Source organism: Arthrobacter sp. P4_F10 (assembly GCF_056401435.1).
In genome coordinates, this window is record NZ_JBFUJJ010000025.1 from 20,949 (window position 1) to 40,471 (window position 19,523).

The 19,523-nt window shown below is 67.6% G+C and carries 15 protein-coding genes; 4 read left to right on the forward strand and 11 right to left on the reverse strand.

Annotated features, from left to right (window positions below):
* Positions 1 to 39: 39 nt before the first annotated feature.
* From AC1DR1_RS18400 to hrcA, 3 genes are all read right to left on the reverse strand, one after another.
* A complete protein-coding gene (locus AC1DR1_RS18400) occupies positions 40 to 813 on the reverse strand; it encodes a 16S rRNA (uracil(1498)-N(3))-methyltransferase (protein WP_229993347.1) in 774 nt (257 codons plus the stop codon).
* A gap of 2 nt (positions 814 to 815) precedes the next feature.
* Positions 816 to 1,946 carry a molecular chaperone DnaJ gene (gene dnaJ, locus AC1DR1_RS18405; protein WP_229993348.1) on the reverse strand — a complete coding sequence of 377 codons (1,131 nt, stop codon included), beginning with the start codon at positions 1,944 to 1,946 and terminating at the stop codon, positions 816 to 818.
* Positions 1,947 to 2,024: 78 nt separating this feature from the next.
* Positions 2,025 to 3,038 carry a heat-inducible transcriptional repressor HrcA gene (gene hrcA / locus AC1DR1_RS18410; RefSeq protein ID WP_364743522.1) on the reverse strand — a complete coding sequence of 338 codons (1,014 nt, stop codon included), beginning with the start codon at positions 3,036 to 3,038 and terminating at the stop codon, positions 2,025 to 2,027.
* Between the two features lie 330 nt (positions 3,039 to 3,368).
* On the opposite strand from hrcA, the gene AC1DR1_RS18415 reads away from it, so the two are divergent.
* Both AC1DR1_RS18415 and AC1DR1_RS18420 read left to right on the forward strand, forming a co-directional pair.
* Positions 3,369 to 4,220 carry a DUF3097 domain-containing protein gene (locus AC1DR1_RS18415; RefSeq protein ID WP_229993350.1) on the forward strand — a complete coding sequence of 284 codons (852 nt, stop codon included), beginning with the start codon at positions 3,369 to 3,371 and terminating at the stop codon, positions 4,218 to 4,220.
* A 144-nt stretch (positions 4,221 to 4,364) separates the two neighbouring features.
* Positions 4,365 to 4,784 (forward strand): DUF4870 domain-containing protein, encoded by a 420-nt coding sequence (locus tag AC1DR1_RS18420; RefSeq protein ID WP_229993351.1) that lies wholly within the window; start codon positions 4,365 to 4,367, stop codon positions 4,782 to 4,784.
* A 124-nt stretch (positions 4,785 to 4,908) separates the two neighbouring features.
* Here the strand turns inward: AC1DR1_RS18420 and hemW are convergent, their stop codons facing one another.
* Together hemW and lepA are read right to left on the reverse strand one after the other, a co-directional pair.
* A complete protein-coding gene (hemW, locus tag AC1DR1_RS18425) occupies positions 4,909 to 6,147 on the reverse strand; it encodes a radical SAM family heme chaperone HemW (protein ID WP_229993352.1) in 1,239 nt (412 codons plus the stop codon).
* Positions 6,148 to 6,192: 45 nt separating this feature from the next.
* Positions 6,193 to 8,046, reverse strand: coding sequence for a translation elongation factor 4 (gene lepA, locus AC1DR1_RS18430; protein WP_229993353.1), 1,854 nt, complete (start codon positions 8,044 to 8,046; stop codon positions 6,193 to 6,195).
* 256 nt (positions 8,047 to 8,302) lie between these two features.
* On the opposite strand from lepA, the gene AC1DR1_RS18435 reads away from it, so the two are divergent.
* Positions 8,303 to 8,917, forward strand: coding sequence for a type II toxin-antitoxin system PemK/MazF family toxin (locus AC1DR1_RS18435; RefSeq protein ID WP_476993052.1), 615 nt, complete (start codon positions 8,303 to 8,305; stop codon positions 8,915 to 8,917).
* 203 nt (positions 8,918 to 9,120) lie between these two features.
* On the forward strand, positions 9,121 to 9,381 hold the full coding sequence (gene rpsT / locus AC1DR1_RS18440; RefSeq protein WP_018773112.1) for a 30S ribosomal protein S20: 261 nt from the start codon (positions 9,121 to 9,123) through the stop codon (positions 9,379 to 9,381).
* Positions 9,382 to 9,538: 157 nt separating this feature from the next.
* Here rpsT and holA read toward each other — a convergent pair whose 3' ends face one another.
* The 6 genes from holA to leuS form a co-directional block, all read right to left on the reverse strand.
* Positions 9,539 to 10,555 carry a DNA polymerase III subunit delta gene (gene holA, locus AC1DR1_RS18445; RefSeq protein ID WP_229996095.1) on the reverse strand — a complete coding sequence of 339 codons (1,017 nt, stop codon included), beginning with the start codon at positions 10,553 to 10,555 and terminating at the stop codon, positions 9,539 to 9,541.
* Positions 10,489 to 12,669 carry a ComEC/Rec2 family competence protein gene (locus tag AC1DR1_RS18450; protein WP_476993053.1) on the reverse strand — a complete coding sequence of 727 codons (2,181 nt, stop codon included), beginning with the start codon at positions 12,667 to 12,669 and terminating at the stop codon, positions 10,489 to 10,491. Before AC1DR1_RS18450 ends, holA begins: the two co-directional genes overlap by 67 nt.
* An 82-nt stretch (positions 12,670 to 12,751) precedes the next feature.
* Entirely contained in the window at positions 12,752 to 13,747 is a 996-nt protein-coding gene (locus AC1DR1_RS18455) for a helix-hairpin-helix domain-containing protein (RefSeq protein ID WP_476993054.1), read from the reverse strand.
* Positions 13,748 to 14,655: 908 nt separating this feature from the next.
* A complete protein-coding gene (locus tag AC1DR1_RS18460) occupies positions 14,656 to 14,841 on the reverse strand; it encodes a hypothetical protein (RefSeq protein WP_090581036.1) in 186 nt (61 codons plus the stop codon).
* Between the two features lie 94 nt (positions 14,842 to 14,935).
* On the reverse strand, positions 14,936 to 16,027 hold the full coding sequence (locus tag AC1DR1_RS18465; protein WP_229995415.1) for a DegV family protein: 1,092 nt from the start codon (positions 16,025 to 16,027) through the stop codon (positions 14,936 to 14,938).
* A gap of 118 nt (positions 16,028 to 16,145) precedes the next feature.
* Positions 16,146 to 18,677 carry a leucine--tRNA ligase gene (leuS, locus tag AC1DR1_RS18470; RefSeq protein ID WP_229995416.1) on the reverse strand — a complete coding sequence of 844 codons (2,532 nt, stop codon included), beginning with the start codon at positions 18,675 to 18,677 and terminating at the stop codon, positions 16,146 to 16,148.
* Positions 18,678 to 19,523: the final 846 nt, after the last annotated feature.

Sequence of the window (19,523 nt, forward strand, 5' to 3'; positions counted from 1 at the left end):
TGGTCTTGCGCGTCAAGAAGCGACGACGCCGGCCGCCGGTTACCAGCGGCCGAGGATGTCGCTGGCCAGTACGGTGGCGGCGGGCCCCGCGGTGGACGAGCGCAGCACATGGTGGCCCAACAGGGCCGTGACCGCCCCCGCGTCGCACAACCGGGTCACCTCCCGCGGGCTGATGCCGCCTTCAGGGCCCACGATCAGCAGCACTTCACGGGACCCGCTGTCGCCGGGCTGCGCGGTTGCCAGCCATGATTCGAGTACGTGCCGCAGCGGTCGGACGGCATCTTCGTGCAGGATGACCGCGAGATCTGCGGCCGCCACGGCCGCCTGCAGACCGGCGCCGTCCACTGCCGCCCGGACCTCCGGTATCCAGGCCCTGCGCGCCTGCTTGGCTGCTGCTGTCACCACCGACTGCCATTTGGCGTGCGCCTTCGCGGCCCGTTCAGCCTTCCACCGCACAATGGACCGCTCCGCCTGCCAGGGAATGACGGCGTCGATGCCCAGCTCGGTGGCCGTTTCGGCCGCAAGTTCGTCACGGTCGCCTTTGGCGAGGGCCTGGACCAGGACCAGCCGGGTCCCGGGCCGCGGCTCGTTGGCAACCTCGAGGCACTCGACGGTCAGCTCGCCGGGCAGGGCGGCGGTCACCGTGCCGGTCAGCCGCTTGCCCGCGCCGTCGGCGATGTCGACGGCCTCGCCGACGGCGATCCGCTTGACGGTGACGGCGTGGCGGGCCTCAGGGCCCTCCAGGACGAAGGCGGAGCCGGGGACCTGCTGGTCCAAGGTGCCGGGGGCGGTGAAGAAGACCGGGTTACTCACCGCTACAGGTTACCGAGCCTGTCCCGGAGTTTAGCGAAGACGCCGCCGCTGGCCGCGAGCTTTCCGGCCGTGAAGTGCTCGCCGCGCAGCTTGGCCAGCTGGCGGAGCAGGTCTTCCTGGGCGGCGTCGAGCTTGCCCGGTGTTTCGACCTGCAGGTGCACTTTCAGGTCACCGCGCCCGTGGCCTCGCAGGTGGGTGACACCAAGGCCGCGCAGTGTGATGATCTCGCCCGACTGGGTGCCGGCCCTGACGTCGATCTCCTGCTGCCCGTCGAAGGTGTCGAGGCTAATTTCGGTGCCGAGTGCGGCGGCCGTCATGGGGATGTTGAGGCTCGCGTGCAGGTCGTCGCCGTCGCGGACGTACGTGGCGTCGTTGTTGACCCGGATCTCCACGTACAGGTCCCCCGCCGGACCGCCGGCGGGCCCTGCCTCGCCCTGGCCGGACAGCTGGATGCGGGTGCCGGTGCCGACGCCGGCCGGTACCTTGACGGTCAGCGAGCGGCGGCTGCGGATCCGGCCCTGGCCGCTGCATTCGTTGCAGGGGTCCTTGATGACGGTGCCGAAGCCCTCACAGGACCCGCAGGGCGCCGAGGTCATGACCTGGCCCAGGATGGAGCGCACAGCGCGCTGGACCTGGCCACTGCCGCCACAGATGTCGCAGCGCACCGGGTGGGTGCCCTCGCGGCAGCAGGAGCCTTCGCAGGTGGGGCAGACGACAGCCGTGTCGACCTCAAGCTTCTTGTTCACGCCGAACACCGCGTCGCGCAGGTCAATCCGGACGCTGATCAGCGCATCCTGGCCGCGGCGGACACGGGACGCCGGGCCGCCCTGGCCGCCGCCCGCCCCGAAGAAGGTCTCGAAGATGTCTTGGAAGGCGAAGCCCTGGCCTGAGTAGCTGCCGCCACCGAAGCCGTTGTCGGTGCCGTTCTCGTTGCCGGTGGTGTCATACACCCGGCGTTTCTGCGGATCGGAGAGGACCTCATAGGCGTGGGTGACGGCCTTGAACCGGTCCGAGGCGTCTTCTCCTGGGTTCACGTCCGGGTGCAAGGTCCGGGCCAGTTTCCGGTAGGCCTTCTTGATCTCCTCCCCCGTTGCGTCGCGGGAGACTCCAAGAACGTCATAGTGGCTGCTCAAAGTGTGTATCTCTTCCTTTTCATACTGCCGGTGGGGCACTGCCTGTGGGGCAAGAAGTCGCGTTCGGTCCCGGGCCCGTCAGGGCCCCAGGATCCTCGAAAGGTAACGGGCCACCGCGCGGACGGCGGCCATGGTGGTGGGATAGTCCATCCGGGTGGGTCCAAGGACGCCGACCTTGGCCGTGGCGTCCGGCCCGTAGGCAGTGGCCACGACCGAGGCCTCGGCAAGACCGACGTACGGATTCTCCCGGCCGATGCTGACGGTTACGCCGCGCGGGTCTTCGGCCATTTCGCTGAGCAGGCGGAGCATGACCACCTGCTCCTCGAGCGCCTCCAGCACGGGGCCGATGCTGAGCGGGAAGTCCACATTGGAGCGTGCCAGATTCGCGGTACCGGCCATGACCATCCGCTCTTCGCGACTGCTCGTGGCCAGGGCTTCAAGGCCGCGGGCCAGGGCCTGGGCCGCTCCGCGGCTCGCCGGCGCGCCACTGGCGACGACCGTGGGCAGAAGCTGGGGCAGCAGGCTCAACGGCGTTCCGGAGAGGCTCGCCAGGAACCGTGTACGCAGCTCCGCCAGGGCGTCGTCGGGAAGGTCCTGCCCGACGTCGATGACGCGCTGCTCCACTTTGCCGGTGTCCGCTATGAGGACAATCAGCACCTTCCGGGGGGCCAGCAGCACGAATTCTATGTGCCGCACCTTGGCTCGGCTGAGCAGCGGATACTGCACGACGGCGACCTGGTTGGTCAGGTGGGAGAGGAGCCTCACGGTCCGGTCGAGGATGTCGTCGAGGTCCTCGGATCCTTCCAGCAACGCCTGGATGGCCCGGCGCTCGGCCGAAGACAATGGCTTCACCGCTGAAATCTGGTCAACGAAAAGCCGGTAGCCCTTGTCGGTGGGGATCCGGCCTGCGCTAGTGTGCGGTGCCGTGATCAGGCCTTCGTCCTCCAGCGCCGCCATGTCATTTCGGATCGTGGCGCTGGACACGCCAAGATGGTGCCGCTCAACGAGCGCTTTGGAACCAACGGGCTCACGCGAATGGACGTAGTCCTCCACGATGGCGCGCAGCACTTCGAGTTTGCGCGGTTCGCTCACGCTCCACCTCCAATCGACTGTCCCGCAGTCGGTGCCGCCCGCGTTGTCCGGTTCGCGCCCAGAAGCAGTACCCAGAAGTAATACTGAGACGGCCCTCTTCGGGACAAGGGTTAGCACTCGACATGCCTAAGTGCTAACCAGTCTAATATGAGTCGCCGCGTTGTTAGCATTGGATTCGCTCCAGGCGTGGCCCTCGCGATCGCGATTCCCGTCACGTCGGTGCCGAGACCGTGGCAGCCGCTGCCGTTGCCGCGCCGTCGCGGTCCGGTTCCGGCCCCGGAGAGTTCCACCGACCGCCGTACATTCCGAGTGCAAAGTAAGCGTGTAGAGATGTCGTACCAGAACTGGGGACCCCAGGACCTGTCCGCCCCCGCCAAGACCCAGTTGCCGGAAGTCCCGGTGGAACGCGGGATGGTCCTCGAGGAGGTCCAGTCCGGCTGGGTGGGTGCCGTGACCCGGGTGGAAAAATCCGGCGGCATGCACGTGGTGGCGTTGGAGGACCGGCGGGGCAAGTCCCGTTCCTTCCGCCTCGGCTTTGGCTTCCTGTTGGACGGCCAGCCGATCCGGCTGATGCCGCCGGCCCCGAAGAAGGCGGCGCCGGCCGCCGGTGCCGGCCGCACGGCGTCGGGTTCGGTGCGGGTGGCGGGGCACCGCGCACAGGTGGCCAAGGCCAGCCGCATCTGGGTGGAAGGAAAGCACGACGCCGAACTGGTGGAGAAGGTCTGGGGCGATGACCTCCGTGTGGAGGGCATCGTCGTCGAACCGCTGCACGGCATTGACGACCTCGCGGCCGCCGTGGCGGAGTTCGGGCCGGGCCCGGGCCGCCGCCTCGGCGTGCTCGTTGACCACTTGGTGGCCGACTCCAAGGAGTCACGGATCGCCGACGCCGTCATGGCGTCACCGGGCGCCGCCGGCAACGTCCTGATTGTGGGCCACCCCTACGTCGACGTGTGGCAGGCCATCCGGCCCGCGGTCCTGGGTATTGAGCAGTGGCCCGTGATCCCGCGCGGCGTCGACTGGAAGACCGGCATCCTCATGGCATTCGGGTGGCCACACTCCACGAAGGAGGACATCGGCCTCGGCTGGCAGAAACTTCTGGGGGCTGTCCGCAGCTATGCGGATCTGGAGGCGTCCCTGCTGGGCCGCGTGGAAGAGGTCATTGACTTCCTCACCGTGCCCTAGTCCGCCGCGGCGGACACTCCCTGATCTCCATTTCCGCGCCCGAGCAAGTATTCTTGGAACGGCGGCCGCGCACCCAGCGCGGTTCCGGCTATTCCAGGCACAACCCAGGCAGCAACGCATCACCGCAATCCGAAGGGCTATACCGTGGCAGATAACGCACGCGAACACACGGGCAACCAGGCCGGCCAAGGTCAGCCCCCGTACCATGGCGTTCCGGCAAATGCGCTGCCGCTGACGGCCAGCGAGGACCGGCAATGGGCCACGCTGGCCCACTTCGGCGGCATCCTAGGCTGCGTTCCGTCGCTGCTGATCTACCTCATCTTCAAGGACCGCGGCCCGTTCACGGCGCAGGAATCCAAGGAAGCCCTCAATTTCACGTTGCCGCCGACCATCGCCGCGGTGCTCGCCAATCTGCTGGTGTTCATTCCCGTGGTGGGCAACCTCTTCGCCGTGCTCGCCACCGTGATCTGGATCGCCGTGACGTGCTTCTCGGTGGCGGCAGGCATCCACGTCAACCGTGGCCAGCCGCACCGGTACGAGTTCAACCTGCGCTGGATCAAATAGCCCAGCCCGGACCCAAGCAAGAAGAGCCGGCCGCTTCCCACCAGGGGTAGCGGCCGGCTCTTCTTGTGCGGCTTCATCGTTGTGTGCGGCAGCTTAGTCGGGCCGCACGGTTAGGTGCGGCCGTTCAGTCCGGCAGGATCCTGCGGACCACGGCGTCGGCCAGCAGCCGGCCCTTGAGCGTAAGGATGAGCCGGCCCTTGAAAGCGGCCGCCGGGTCCACGAGGCCGTCGGCAATCAGCCCCGCGACGGCGTGCCTGCCCGTGTCCCCGAGGCCGCCGAGGCTGGGGATGTCGAGTCCGGAGTTCAGCCGGGCCTCGAGCATGACGCGTTCCACGTTGCGGGTTTCGGGGTCCAGCGTTTCGCGTCCGGCGGCGGGCGAGACCCCGGCGCCGAGGCGGTTGGCGTAGGCGGTGGGGTGCTTGACGTTCCACCACCGCACGCCTCCGACGTGGGAGTGCGCCCCGGGTCCGATGCCCCACCAGTCGTCCCCCCGCCAGTAGGCGAGGTTGTGCCGGCAGGCCTGTTCGGGGGTGCGGGACCAGTTGCTGACCTCGTACCAGGCGAGCCCGGCCGCGGAAATCAGCTCGTCGGCGAGTTCGTACTTGGCCGCGTGGTCGTCGTCGTCGATTTCCGGCACTTCGCCGCGGCGGATCTGCGCCGCAAGTTTGGTGCCGTCCTCCACAATCAGGGCATAGGCGCTGATGTGGTCGGGGGCGTAGGACAGTGCAGTCTCCAGTGAGAAGCGCCAGTCATCCAGCGACTCCCCCGGCGTCCCATAAATGAGGTCGAGGCTGACCGCGAGCCCCGCGTCCCGCGCCCACCGCACCACTTCGGGCACCCTGCTGGGCGTGTGCGTGCGGTCCAGGACCTTCAGGACGTGCGGCACGGCCGACTGCATACCAAAGGACACCCGGGTGAACCCGGCGTCGGCGAGCAGTTGCAGTGACTCGGGCGTGACGGAATCCGGGTTTGCCTCRGTGGAAACCTCGGCGCCGGGCTGCAGGCCCCAGGCGCCGATCGCGGCCGTGAGTATGCGCGCCAGATCCTCGGCCGGCAGCAGCGTGGGCGTGCCGCCGCCGAAAAAGACCGTGCTGAGGGGGCGCGCGGGCAATCCGCTGCGATTCAGGGCCTCGGCGGCGAATTCCACTTCCGCGACCGCCGTGGCGGCGTAGGCGTCCTGGGAGGCGCCGCCGCCCAACTCGGTGGCGGTGTAGGTGTTGAAGTCGCAGTACCCGCAGCGGACCGCGCAGAACGGGATGTGCACGTACAGCCCGAAGGCACGCTGATCGGCGCCCTGGCACGCCTGGGCGGGCAGGAGCCCGTCCGGCGGCGCCGGGTCGCCCAGGGGAAGAACGCTAGGCACGGGCCCGGCCTGCCGTCACTGCAGCAACAGTCATTACCAGCACCGCTACTTCTTGGCCTTGTCCTTGGACTCGTCCGTCGTGAGCGCGGCGATGAAGGCTTCCTGCGGTACTTCGACGCGGCCCACCATCTTCATGCGCTTCTTGCCTTCCTTCTGCTTTTCCAGCAGTTTGCGCTTTCGGGTGATGTCACCGCCGTAGCACTTGGCAAGGACGTCCTTGCGGATGGCGCGGATGCTTTCGCGGGCGATGATCCTGGAACCGATGGCGGCCTGGATGGGCACCTCGAACTGCTGGCGGGGAATGAGTTCGCGCAGTTTGCCGGTCATCATCACGCCGTAGGCGTAGGCCTTGTCGCGGTGCGTGATGGCGGAGAAGGCATCAACCTGCTCGCCCTGGAGCATGATGTCCACCTTGACGAGGTCGGCCACCTGCTCGCCGTCGGCCTTCCAGTCCAGCGACCCGTAGCCGCGGGTCTTGGACTTGAGGATGTCGAAGAAGTCGAAGACGATTTCGGCCAGCGGCAGGCGGTAACGGATTTCCACCCGGTCCTCGGAGAGGTAGTCCATGCCGCCCATGACGCCGCGCCGGCTCTGGCACAATTCCATGATGGCGCCGACAAACTCGTTCGGCGCCAGGATGGTGGCGGACACCATCGGCTCGCGGACTTCGGCGATTTTTCCGGTGGGGTATTCGCTGGGGTTCGTGACGTGGACAATCTTCTTGTCCTCCAGCGTCACCTCGTATTCCACGTTGGGGGCGGTGGAAATCAGGTCCAGGTTGTATTCGCGTTCGAGCCGTTCGCGGGTGATTTCCAGGTGCAGCAGGCCCAGGAATCCCACCCGGAAGCCGAATCCCAGCGCGGCGGACGTCTCGGGCTCGTACACCAGCGCGGCATCGTTGAGCATCAGCTTCTCCAGCGCATCGCGGAGCACCGGATAGTCGGTGCCGTCCAGCGGGTACAGGCCGGAGAAGACCATCGGCTTGGCGTCCGCATAGCCGGGGAGGGATTCGGTGGCCGGCTTGGCAAGGTTGGTGACGGTGTCGCCCACCTTGGACAGGCGGACGTCCTTCACGCCGGTGATGAGGTAGCCGACTTCGCCGACACCGAGGCCCTTGGAGGGGGTGGGCTCCGGGGAGCTCACCCCGATCTCCAGGAGCTCATGCGTGGCACGGGTGGACATCATCTGGATGCGTTCGCGGGGGTGCAGCATGCCGTCGACCACGCGGACGTACGTGACCACACCGCGGTACGTGTCGTAGACCGAGTCGAAGATCATGGCCCGGGCCGGGGCGTTCGGGTCGCCCACGGGTGCCGGCAGGTCGCGGACGATCTTGTCCAGCAGGACCTCGACGCCCATGCCTGTCTTGCCAGAGACACGGAGCACGTCGTCGGGGTCGCCGCCGATCAGGTTGGCGAGTTCCGCCGCGTACTTCTCCGGCTGGGCCGCCGGGAGGTCGATCTTGTTCAGGACCGGGATGATCGTGAGGTTGTTTTCCATCGCCAGGTAGAGGTTGGCGAGGGTCTGGGCCTCGATGCCCTGGGCCGCGTCCACCAGCAGGATCGCGCCCTCGCAGGCCGCGAGCGAGCGGGAGACCTCGTACGTGAAGTCAACGTGCCCGGGGGTGTCGATCATGTTCAGCGCGTAGCTGGTGCCGTCGAGTTCCCAGGGCATGCGGACGGCCTGGGATTTGATGGTGATGCCGCGTTCGCGCTCAATGTCCATGCGGTCCAGGTACTGGGCCTTCATGTCACGGGACTGGACGACGCCGGTGAATTGAAGCATCCGGTCGGCCAGTGTGGATTTGCCGTGGTCAATGTGCGCAATGATGCAGAAGTTCCGGATGATGGCCGGATCTGTTGCGGCGGGCACCGGGGCGGTGCGGGCCATGGGAGACACGCAGGGTCCTTACTGTTGGCATTAAGGTTGGCTGTCCACGGATCGGCGCGGATGCTGGTTTCCCATCCTGCGACGTGGCGCATTTGTCGTTCCTAATAGTCTCCCACGTCCGGGCCGGTGGCAGTGCATCCCTGCATTGCGTTGCGGACTCTGCATCGCCCCGTGGATTCTCCTCTCCCGCCTATCTCGTCCCCTCCTCCCGCCCGCCCGCTCCCCCGGCCCTCTCCCCTCTGGGGGTTGCCGGTATGGTTTCCCCATGGCTTGGAATTTACGATCGATCAGCAACGCGGTCCGCGACGCGCTCCGCTTCCTGGACAAACTCGGCGGCTCCGCGCCGGGCACCACCCGCGGCCCGGCGTCAAAACCTGCGGGGAAGCCGACGGGCAAGCCGACGGGGAAGGCGCGGCCGGGTCAGACACGGCCGGGCGCCACGGGCGGCACGGGCGGCACTCCGGCCGCCGGACTGACCGGGACGTATCCCGGCGACTTCCGGGGCCGGGCGGCCGTCCGCTACGCCCCCGCACCCAACGGCCTGCCCGAGCCCGGCGAAATCGTGTGGACCTGGGTGCCCTATGAAGAGGACTATTCCCGAGGCAAGGACCGTCCGGTGCTGCTGGTGGGCACCAGCGGCCGGTATCTGCTGGGTCTGATGCTGACGAGCAAGGACCACAACGGCGATTCCCCCCGGTCGGATGACTACGTTGACATCGGCACGGGCCCCTGGGACCGCCAGTGGCGGCCCAGCGAAGCGAAGCTGGACCGGATTCTGCAGATCAATGCCAATGACATCCGGCGCGAAGGAGCGATCCTGGACGTAGGCCGCTTCAATCTCATCGCAGCGGCCCTGCGGGAGCGCCGCGGCTGGAACTGACCCGCCCGGCGCCGGGTCCTGCGGCGGATTGCCACGGGTACTCGTGCCTGCACGTTCATCTCTGCTATTATTTACAGCTGTGTGTCCGTGCAGGTCGACGGCCACAGATGGTTGGTCGCCATAGGTATCCCCACGCCGCTCAGTCAATGGCCAATCTGAAAGCCCTCTAGACCATTTTCCGCATTGAAAAAGAGAGTTCACACGTGGCTAATATCAAGTCCCAGAAGAAGCGCATCCTGACCAACGAAAAGGCTCGCCTGCGCAACAACGCAGTCAAGTCCGAGCTGAAGACGGCCATCCGCGCCGTCAACACCGCCGTTGAGTCCACCGACAAGGATGCTGCTGCTGTTGCACTGCTTTCTGCCAGCCGCAAGCTGGACAAGGCTGTCAGCAAGGGCGTTCTCCACAAGAACAACGCTGCAAACCGCAAGTCGGCCATCTCCAAGAAGGTCAACGCGCTCTAAGGTTTCCAGTTCACTCGAACTGATGATTGTGGCCGGCACCCCATGGGTGCCGGCCACATCCAGTTAAGCCGCACGTTGCGTTCTCATCCGGACACGTCGCCGGCTGGCCGCGGCCGGGTCTGACCGGACGCCGTGCGGGTGGGTCAGAACCCGGGTGTCAGGAACTTCGGACCGAGGTGGCAATCACCGTTACCGCATGTTCCACGGCATAGACGGGATCCCGGGAGAGCCCCTTGACCTGGGCGTCGGCCTCGGCGGTGACCTGGATGGAGCGGACCAGCCCGTCGGGTGTCCAGCGCCGGACTTCCCGCTGGGCCTGTTCGACGAGCCAGGGTTGCATTCCGAGTTGCTTTGCGATTTGCGAGGACGAACCCTGGGCGCCGGCCACCTTGGCCAGGGAGCGCAGCTTGGACGCCAGCGCCGCCACGATCGGAACGGGATCCGCGCCGGTGGCCAGGGCGTGGCGGAGCGTGGAAAGGGCCAAAGGGCCGTTGCCGGCCATCGCAGCGTCGGCGACCTTGAAGGCCGTTGCCTCGACCCGGCCGCCGTAGTATTTGTCCACCATGGCGGCGTCCACGCCGGTGGTGGCGTCCGCGATTAGCTGGCTGCAGGCGGCGGCGAGTTCCGCGAGCTGCGCGCCGACCGCATTGACGAGGGCGTGCACGGCGTCGGGGTCGATCCGACGGGAAGCCGTCTTGAACTCGGCCGTGACGAAGGCGATCTTCTCGGCGTCTTTTTTGAGCGGCTGGCAGTCCACGACGGGCCAGCCCGCGGCCTTGATGGCGTCCAGCAGCTTCTTGCCGCGGACTCCCCCGCCGTGGCGAAGCACCAGGACGGCGTCCGGTTCCGGCTGCGCCACATATTTAAGGGCATCGGCCAGGAAGGCGTCGTTCATCGCCTCGAGCCCGTCAACCTCGATGAGCTTCTGTTCGCCAAACAGTGAAGGGCTGACGTTCATAGCCAGCGACCCCGCCACGTAGCTGCCGGCATTGAGCCGGGTAATTTCGACGTCGGGCGCCGCCTCGCGAACCTGCCCGCGGATACGGTCCATGGCACGCGAGCCCAAGTAGTCTTCCGGGCCGCCGACCAGGACTACGGCAGCCGGTGTCACGTCGCGCCAGGTGGCGGTGTTCGACGCCGAGGTCCTGGGCCGTTGGGTCTGGGCAGCAGCCACTCGTGATTCCTCCCGGAAGTTGATTTGCGGACTCTAAGCGTCCCACGCCCGGACCGGTGCTCCAAGCCGCGCCGGACGGCCTGCCCGGCGGGCGGCCGTGCCTCCGAAGGCGACCGTCCTTCGAGCCCGGCAACCACCCTCGCATGTGCCACCAGGACAGCCCGAACAACCACCGCCGGGTGCAGAGCCAGCCACGCCGCTGCCAGCACAGTCGCGGAAAAGACACCCATGGTGGCTGCGCCGAAGGCCCCTTCCGGCCACGGCAGCGCAGCGCCCGGGAGGGCCGCGAAACACCGCGCGATACCCGCCACAGCGCCGGCGAAGAAGGCAGCAGCGGCCATCAGGAGCTGCGCAACGGCAGGGACTGCGGGCAGGAGCGCCGCAGCGGCCGTGCCGAGGAGTGTCACTGGCGCCACGAGTCCCGCAGCGGCCACGTTCGCGGGCAGGGCGTACAAGCCGAACTGCGGTTGCAACAGCACGATCGCCGGAGCGCAGAACAGCTGGGCGGACAGGGGTACGGCAACCCCGGCTGCCGCCCAGCGCGGCACCGCTGGTGGCAGCCACTCCATGATGCGACGTCCAGTGACCACAATTCCAAGCGTGGCCAGCACCGAGAGCAGGAATCCGAAGCTGGTGGCCAGGACCGGCTGTGCCAACAGCAGGCCGATGACGGCAACGCACAGCAGGCTGAGTCCACGCCCCGCCCGGCCAAAGGCCACGGACGCGAGACCAATGCTGCCCATGAGTGCGGCCCTCAGCACACTGGGATCCGGTCCCACCATGAGGACAAACAGCCCGAGCCCCGCGAGACTGACCGCGGCGGCTGCGGTGCGCGGCAGGCGCAGTGTGCGGGCAGCGAGCAGCAACGTCCCCAGGATCAGGCTGCAGTTCGCTCCGCTGACGGCCGTCAGGTGCGTCATGCCCACCGTCTTCATAGCGACTTCCAATTCCGCGTCCAGGGCGCTGGTGTCGCCGGTGACCATCCCGGGCAGCAGCCCGCCGGCATCGCCGCCGAAGCGTGCCGCCGCGGCGGTGAATGCACGGCGCAGCTCACCGGGACCTTGCTGCCAGGGCCCGGGTCCCCGCAACACCGTTGGAGCGGACGAGGCTGAAAGGATTCCTGTGTCCGGCTCCCCTGGCGCGGCCGGCCGGAGCCTGCCCGTGGCGCGCAGGCGCTGGCCCGGAACGGCGAGTTCCCACGCCGTTCCACCCATGACGACGAGCCGGGCTTCTCCGGCGACCCTTTGGCCGCCGAAGGTCATCGCCTTCAGCATGACGGGGACCGCCCAGCGGTCCGCCAGTCCGCCGGCCCCGGGAACCCGAAGCCGCCGCGGGGCGCCCGCAATTTCCAGTTCCGCGACGACAGCCGCGCGCGCGGCCACGGCCTCGGCGATGGCGCCGTCATGCCGCCGGGACGCCTCGACGGCGGCATGGGCGCCCGCCGCCACGGACAGCACCAGCGCCACAGCCAGAGTGACGCGAAGGCTGCGCGCAGCCACCGGCCCGGGACGGGGGCCGTGCCGGGCGGCTTCGCGCACATCCGTGGCGCTCCGAACCCTGGCGCTCCTGCCGTGGGCACGGCCGAACCCAGCGCGGCCGAACCCAGCGCGGCCGGGGTTGCCGCGTCCTGCCAAGAAGAGCAGGATTCCGGCGGTCGCCGCCAGTGCCGTGCAGAGTCCCGCCAGTCCGGAAGGGGACAACGAGTTTCCGGCCACAGCGGTCCCCCAAACAAGGAGGGTGGGCAGCACCAGCCGAAGGTCCGTCCGCCGTGTCCGGTCCGTCAGGCGTCGAGGCAAGGCAATGTCGCGCGCGGCCCGGGACAGCAGGCTTTCGGTGATGTGACCGGTGAGGTGCCCGGGAGGGAGCCATCCAATGCGCCCAAGGCACCCCGGGAAATCCGGGAGGCGCTTTGCCCTCTGGCTCGCAGAAGGGCTGCCACCGGGCTGTAGACCGTGGGCTGCGGGCGCGGTCATGCCCGACCCGCGAACCCGGCCGCCGCCCACCGGGGCATCGCGTTCCGAGGGCGCCGGCGAATGGACGGCCGCGTCGACGTAGCGCTGCCAACGGCTCCGCGGGGCTGCTGCCACCAGACCCCGCAGGCTGGTCCGACTCACGTCACGCTGTGGCACGTCAGGCTGTGGCACGTCACGATGTTGCGCAGCATGCCGCGACGCGTCAGCGTCCCCCCGCGCCATGTCAGATGCCTACCAACGGGAGCAGGGCCTCGAGCAACTTTGGACCGATTCCGTCAACCGCGTCGAGCTCCTGCGCGCTCTTGAAGCGCCCGTGCTGCTGACGCCAGTCCACGATGCGCTGCGCCAAGACCGGACCGACGCGCGGGAGAGTCCCCAGTTCCTCGAGGCTGGCGGTGTTGATGTTGAYCTTTCCGCCACCGCTGCCTGATGTGGTGCCACCCGGGGCGGAACCGGGCTCAGGCGAGCCGCCTGTGGGCGCATCGGCCGGATCGGGTTCGCCGCGGATGGGCACCAGGACCTTCTGGCCGTCCTCCAACACGGCGGCCAGGTTGAGCCGGTCCTGATCCGCCGTGTCCGTGGCCCCGCCTGCCGCCAGGATCGCTTCGTAAAGCCGGCTCCCCGCGGGCAACTGAACCACCCCCGGCCTGAGCACCGCGCCGGCAACATGGACCTCGATGGTTTTCGGCGCCGTGCTGGCATCATCTTCTGCCGGCGGCGCGACGGTCTCGCCCGCTGCCGGATCGGCAGCCTCCTCCGCGGCCGGGGCGGGCTCGCTGAGCGCGACCACCTGCGCGCCGCCGGTGCCAGCCTGCCACCAGAAGTAACCGCCCAGCACCGCGGCGAGGACGCCCAGCAGAACCGCCGCCCGCAGACCGGTCCTGGCCCGCAACACCGTGGACAGCGGCGCCCCTGCAACGCGCCCGCGCCCGGGGAGCTCCTCGGAGTGCGTTCCGTCACCGCCGGCACGGCGCCTGCCGGCACCGCCGACGACCCCGGCGGCCAGGGACGGGATGGGGAGGCCGGACGCCGGCACGTCCAACAGCCCCGAGGACAGCTCCGCCGCCCGTTGCGCGTCCAACGACATCCCCGAACTCCCGGCCTTCGGCGAATGCCCGGCGTCTCCGGCATCCGCCGCACCGCCGAGCGTCGCCGCCAGGCGTTCACGGGCAACCCTAACTCCGGTGGCGGATTCGGCTTCCGGGTTCCGGCGTGACATGGAAGCGACTCTAGGCAACCCTCACCCACACCGATATCCGGCACCAGGCGTATGTGGAAATACCTGAGTAATACGCGTATTTTCGCAGCAACGGGCAAGTATTCCCTACGCTGGTGCCCACTCGGACCCGGTGGTAACGTCTGCATCCTCAATCGAGAAGACTTTGCCGGCTGGGGGCAACCCTGATCGCCTGGATGTGACCATCAGGCGTCGAAAGCTGGTGTGCAATGAAGTGGTTGTTTTGGCCAGCGGCGGTCGTGGCTCTTGGCGGCGCCATGCTGCCGGCCCCGCCTGCTGTGGCAGACACGACGCAAGCTACCTCAACCCAGATCGTCAACTTTTCCCTTGACAGCAGTTTCTGCCCGCAGCACGGCCTGTACGGCATAGCGCACGTGACGGTTGACGGCACGGCAGGAATGACGGCCGACCAAAATTTCATCTGGACCACCCAGACGGCCGCCACGTCGATTCACTCGGTGCCACCCGCGGGCGCCGTCGCCAATGTCACGATTGTCTACCACTGCAACGTCCAGGTGCTCTGGTGGCTGGAGCCCGGCAGCGCCCACAGGGTGAAAGCAGCCCTTTGGGTCAACGGCTCGGGCAAGCAGCCCAGCTACACCATCAAGCCGAATCAGCCGGCCCCCGGGCCAACGCCGCCGCCAGCCCCCACGCCAACTACCGCTCCAGCCCCTGCGCCACCGCCCGCACCAACTAGCGCACCGGCGCCCGCACCAACTAGCGCACCGGCGCCCGCACCAACTAGCGCACCGGCGCCCGCACCAACTAGCGCACCGGCGCCCGCACCAACGAACCCGCCCGCGCCCGCACCAACGACCGCTCCAGCCCCCGCGCCAACGAATCCGCCGGCTCCCGCGCCTAACCCGTGAGACGCACCTTCCGTCAGGAATTCACTGCTGGTAGGTGATGTAGGCCTCGTACTGCACCCGCCATTTGTCAGCGGCTTTGGGATCCGGCACGGTGGTGGTGAGGAATTGGACGCTGGTCACTTGGCCCTTGAGGTATTTCAGCCATTTGGTCACCTCTTCGGCAACGTCGCGATCGAACTGGGCTACGTGGTGCACCTGCATTGCCATGGCGACCTCCGGGTTCGCTGGGGTTCGGTGCAGTGACTTTACCTCCGGCGCCCGCTCCCGGCCAGCCTTTCGCCCACCAGGGATGCCTCCGGTGCTAGTCTCCAGCGCGCGCGGTTGCCCGGCCAGCGCCCGGCTCCCCGCCGTCCGGCTCGCCGGCAGCCGGTTCCCCGCCAGTCGCAGTGGCGTCGCTGACACCGCTGGGCCTCGAACTTCCGGGCGTGCTTCCCTCCCCCACAATCACCGCCAGCACACCGAGTCCCGCGTGGGCGGCCAGGACGGCCGGCAGTGCGCTGATCTGGGCAGGCGGACAAGCCGGCAATGCCACGGCCAGGCGCCGGGCAAGCTCCTCGGCCTCGGCCTGGTTGCCGAAGTGGTGCACAGCCAGCCGCGCCTGCCCGGCGGGGCGGGTGGAGGCATCGGCGGCAACGATTTCCTCCAGCCGTGCGATGGCCTTCGCGGCGGACCGGACCTTTTCCAGCGGGATGATCCGGCCGTCTTCAACCGCCAGGATGGGTTTGATGGAGAACATGGTGCCCCAGAGCGAGGCCGCGGCCCCTATCCGGCCGCCCCGGCGCAACTGTTCCAGGCTCGGAACGTAGAAATACACTTTGGTGCGGTCCAGCCGGTCCTGCGCGAAAGCCAACACGCCGGCCGCATTCCTGCCGCCCGCTGCCGCGACGACGGCGCCCTGCACGCCCATCCCCTGCGCCATCCCCACCGTCCGGGAGTCGAGGACCTCTACCGGGATGCCCACCCGCTGTGCTGCCAGACGGGCGGCGTCGGCAGTCCCGGACAGCGCACCGGAGATGTGGATCGAGACCACGGACTGGAAGCCACGCTCGCTGGCCGCCCGGTAGGCGTGTTCAAACTGCCCCGGTGACGGACGCGAGGTCTTGACGGGCTTGCCGCTGGCGAGGGCCACGGCAATCGTCTCGGCAATGTCGTCCTCGCCCTCGCCATAGATTTCGGCGCCGACCATGACGGGCATCGGGACCACGGTCAGCGCGCCGTCGGCAGCGAAAGCCCGGATCCAGTCCGCGGGCAGCGCGGCGGCAGAGTCAGTGACCACCGCAACCTGCACGACGGCGTCGGGAGCTGCTTCGGGAACGCCGCCTCGGGGGCCCTGCCGAAGGCGAACAAGCCGCTCGCGCAGCCATGGCCAGCCTGACGGCTCGCGGTCTGGCACGAGGGACCTCCTGCTGTCGGGACGCATGGACTTTTTCTCCGGCCAGGGCGGTGCATGTCACGTTCCCTGCACTGGCCGCCGGTATCAGCCGGCGGCCAGTGCTGGCTAGTACGTCCAGCTAGGCCGGGACGATGTTGACCAGTTTAGGCGCCCGCACGATCACCGTGCGAAGGGCACGGCCGTCAAGGGCGCGCTGGACGTTCTCCGAGGCCAGCGCCAGTTCGCGCAGGTCCTCCTCAGAGATGTCCGGGGACACCTCCAGGCGGTCCCGCACCTTGCCCTGCACCTGGACGACGGCGGTGACCGTGTCCTCTACGAGCAAGGCGTCGTCGTGCGTGGGCCAGCCTGCGTTGGCGACCGAGGCCGGGTGTCCCAGAACGTTCCACAGGTCCTCGGCGGTGTAGGGCGCAAACAGGCTCAGGATGACGGCAACGGCCTCCACGGCTTCGCGGACCGCGGGGTCCGCGCCGCCGGCCCCCGTGGCTGCATCTATGGTTTTGCGGGTCGCGTTGACCAGTTCCATCAGCTTTGCCACAACCACGTTGAACTTGTTGTGGTTCAGCAGGGCCTGCGCATCGGCGATCGTGCGGTGCGTGACGGTGCGCAGGGCACGGTCGCCGGTGGCGAAGTCGATGCCGGGTGCGCTCGATACATCCTGGCCGAGGCGCCAGGCGCGGGCCAGGAACTTCGCGGAGCCCGACGGCGATACGTCCGCCCAATCGACGTCGTCCTCCGGCGGGGAGGCGAAGATCATGGTCAGGCGTACGGCGTCCACGCCGAACTTGTCCAGCTGCTCACTGAGGTCGACGCCGTTGCCCAGGGACTTGCTCATGGCCTTGCCGCCATTGAGCACCTGGCCCTGGTTCAGCAGCGCACTGAACGGCTCGTCGGCCTCGATCATGCCGAGATCGTGGATGACCTTGGTGAAGAACCGCGCATAGAGCAGGTGCAGGATGGCGTGCTCCACGCCTCCCACGTACTGGCCGACCGGCATCCAGTCGTTGATCTTCTCCGGATCGAACGGGCCTTCGGTGTACTGCGGCGAGACGAAGCGCAGGAAGTACCAGGAGGAATCCACGAAGGTGTCCATGGTGTCCGTGTCCCGCTTGGCCGGTCCGTGGCAGTTGGGGCACTCGATGTTGACCCAGCTTTCGACCGCGGCCAGCGGAGACGTGCCCTTCGGGGACAGGTCTTCGCCGCGCAGATCCGCCGGCAGGGTCACAGGCAGCTGGTCGTCGGGGACGGGAACCTCGCCGCAGGCCGGGCAGTGGATGATGGGGATCGGGGTGCCCCAGAACCGCTGCCGGCTGAGCAGCCAGTCACGCAGGCGGAAGTTCACGAACTTCTCGCCTGTGCCCAGCTCACGCAGGATCTCGATGGCTGCCGGGATGGCCTCGGCCTTCGGCAGCCCGTCGAGGCCGCCGGAGTTGATCAGGGTCCCCTCGCCGGTGGTGGCAATGCCCGTGGCCGCGGGGTCTTCCTCGCCGGTGTCCAGTACTGCCCGGACGGGCAGGTCAAAGGTCTTGGCGAAGTCGAGGTCGCGCTGGTCGTGCGCCGGGACGGCCATGATGGCGCCCGTGCCATAGTCGGCCAGGACATAGTCCGCGGCCCAGACGGGCAGCTTCTCGCCGTTGAGCGGGTTGGTCGCGTAGCGCCCGGTGAAGACGCCGGTCTTTTCGCGCTCGGTGGACTGGCGCTCGATCTCGGACAGCGCCTTGACCTGTTCGCGGTAGGCGTCCAGGGCGGCGGCGTGCTCGACGGTGACCAGTTCGACGGCGAGCGGCGCGTCGGCGGCGACGACGAAGAAGGTGGCGCCGTAGAGGGTGTCCGGACGCGTCGTGAAGACGGTGACATCCTTGGCGGCCTTGCCGCCCTCGGCTTCGATCACGAAGTTGACGTGGGCGCCCTCGGAGCGGCCGATCCAGTTCTTCTGCATGGCCAGGACGCGCTCGGGCCAGTGCCCGCGCAGTTCGTCCATGTCATCGAGCAGCCGGTCGGCGTAGTCGGTGATCTTGAAATACCACTGGTTCAGGGACTTCTTGGTTACGGGCGTGCCACACCGCTCGCAGGCGCCATTGACTACCTGTTCGTTGGCCAGCACAGTCTGGTCCTTGGGGCACCAGTTGACCGGCGAATTCTTGCGGTAGGCCAGTCCACGCTCGTAGAAACGCTTGAACAGCCACTGGGTCCAGCGGTAATACTCCGGGTCGGAGGTGTGCAGCCGGCGGGACCAGTCCGCTGAGATGGCGTAACGCTTGAACGACGCCGCCTGGGTGTCGATGTTGGCGTACGTCCACTCGCTGGGGTGCGCGTTGCGCTTGATCGCTGCGTTCTCTGCCGGCAGGCCGAAGGAGTCCCAGCCGATCGGGTGCAGCACGTCGTAGCCCTGCTGGCGCAGGTAGCGCGCCACAACGTCGCCCATCGCGAATGCCTCGGCGTGGCCCATGTGAAGGTCACCGGACGGATACGGGAACATGTCCAGCACGTAGCGGCGTTCCTTTGAGCCGTCGTCGAGCGGCGTGAAGACTTTCAGGTCCTCCCAGACCTGCGGCCATTTGGCTTCCATTGCCGCGAAGCTGTAGGCACCTTCCTCGGGCCCCTCCGCCGCGGCGGCTGGTGATCCGGTCTGTGTTTCCGGCTGAACGCTCACTGCTGGCCTCTTCTGTTCTATGCGGCCTGTTATCCCAAGCCTGTCTACCTTCAGGCCTGCCTGCCGCCAGGCCTGTTCACCATCAAGTCTGCACTGTCACGGCCGGCTGCCCGGCCCTGACTCCATACTGTTCGTACGTGGCACTCCTGCTACTACTACATGCGTTGCGTCCGGGAATGTACCCCGGACACACAAAAGCCCCTCGACATGGAGGGGCCGCCGCTCGGCAATCCGAGGACTCTTCGGGATCGAGGTCTCGTCGGGATGCCGGGCGGCTAGCTAAGCAGGAGCACGGCGCGCATAGGACCACTTTAGCCCCTCGGGCTGGTTCGCGCTGAACCGCCGGCCCCGATGCTGCCCGGTAGTCGCAGTGGACTCGCGCTCCGTCGCCCTTCGCGGGCCGTTATTTCCAAAATTGTTACAAATGCCATACCTATGGAACAGCGGTACTTACTGCCAATTGCAGAACGCCTCAGGCGGGTAGCAAAAATGGAAATTCAGGTAGCATTCCCCGGGAAAACAAGTAGAAAAACCACTAATACTCGGGTGGCGTTTTGCGCACGTCCGTACATTTCCACGAAGTTCGCCCCGAAAGCGGATTATGCCGCTCTAGGCTGGGAGAATGCCGTGAATAACCTAGGCCAGGACAAAAAATTTTGATCTTGCCAAAAGATTCAAATGGGAACACTATTCGGTAAAGATCAGCAAATGGGATCTCTTGGGGGGATTCGCAAATGGTCTCGGGTTGAGGAGCCTATCATGTATCACTTGCGCTATTCTTCTGTGCATCTGCCGAATACCCCCGCTGGCGGCACCCGCGACGCCGGCTCCCTGGAACCGAGCTAG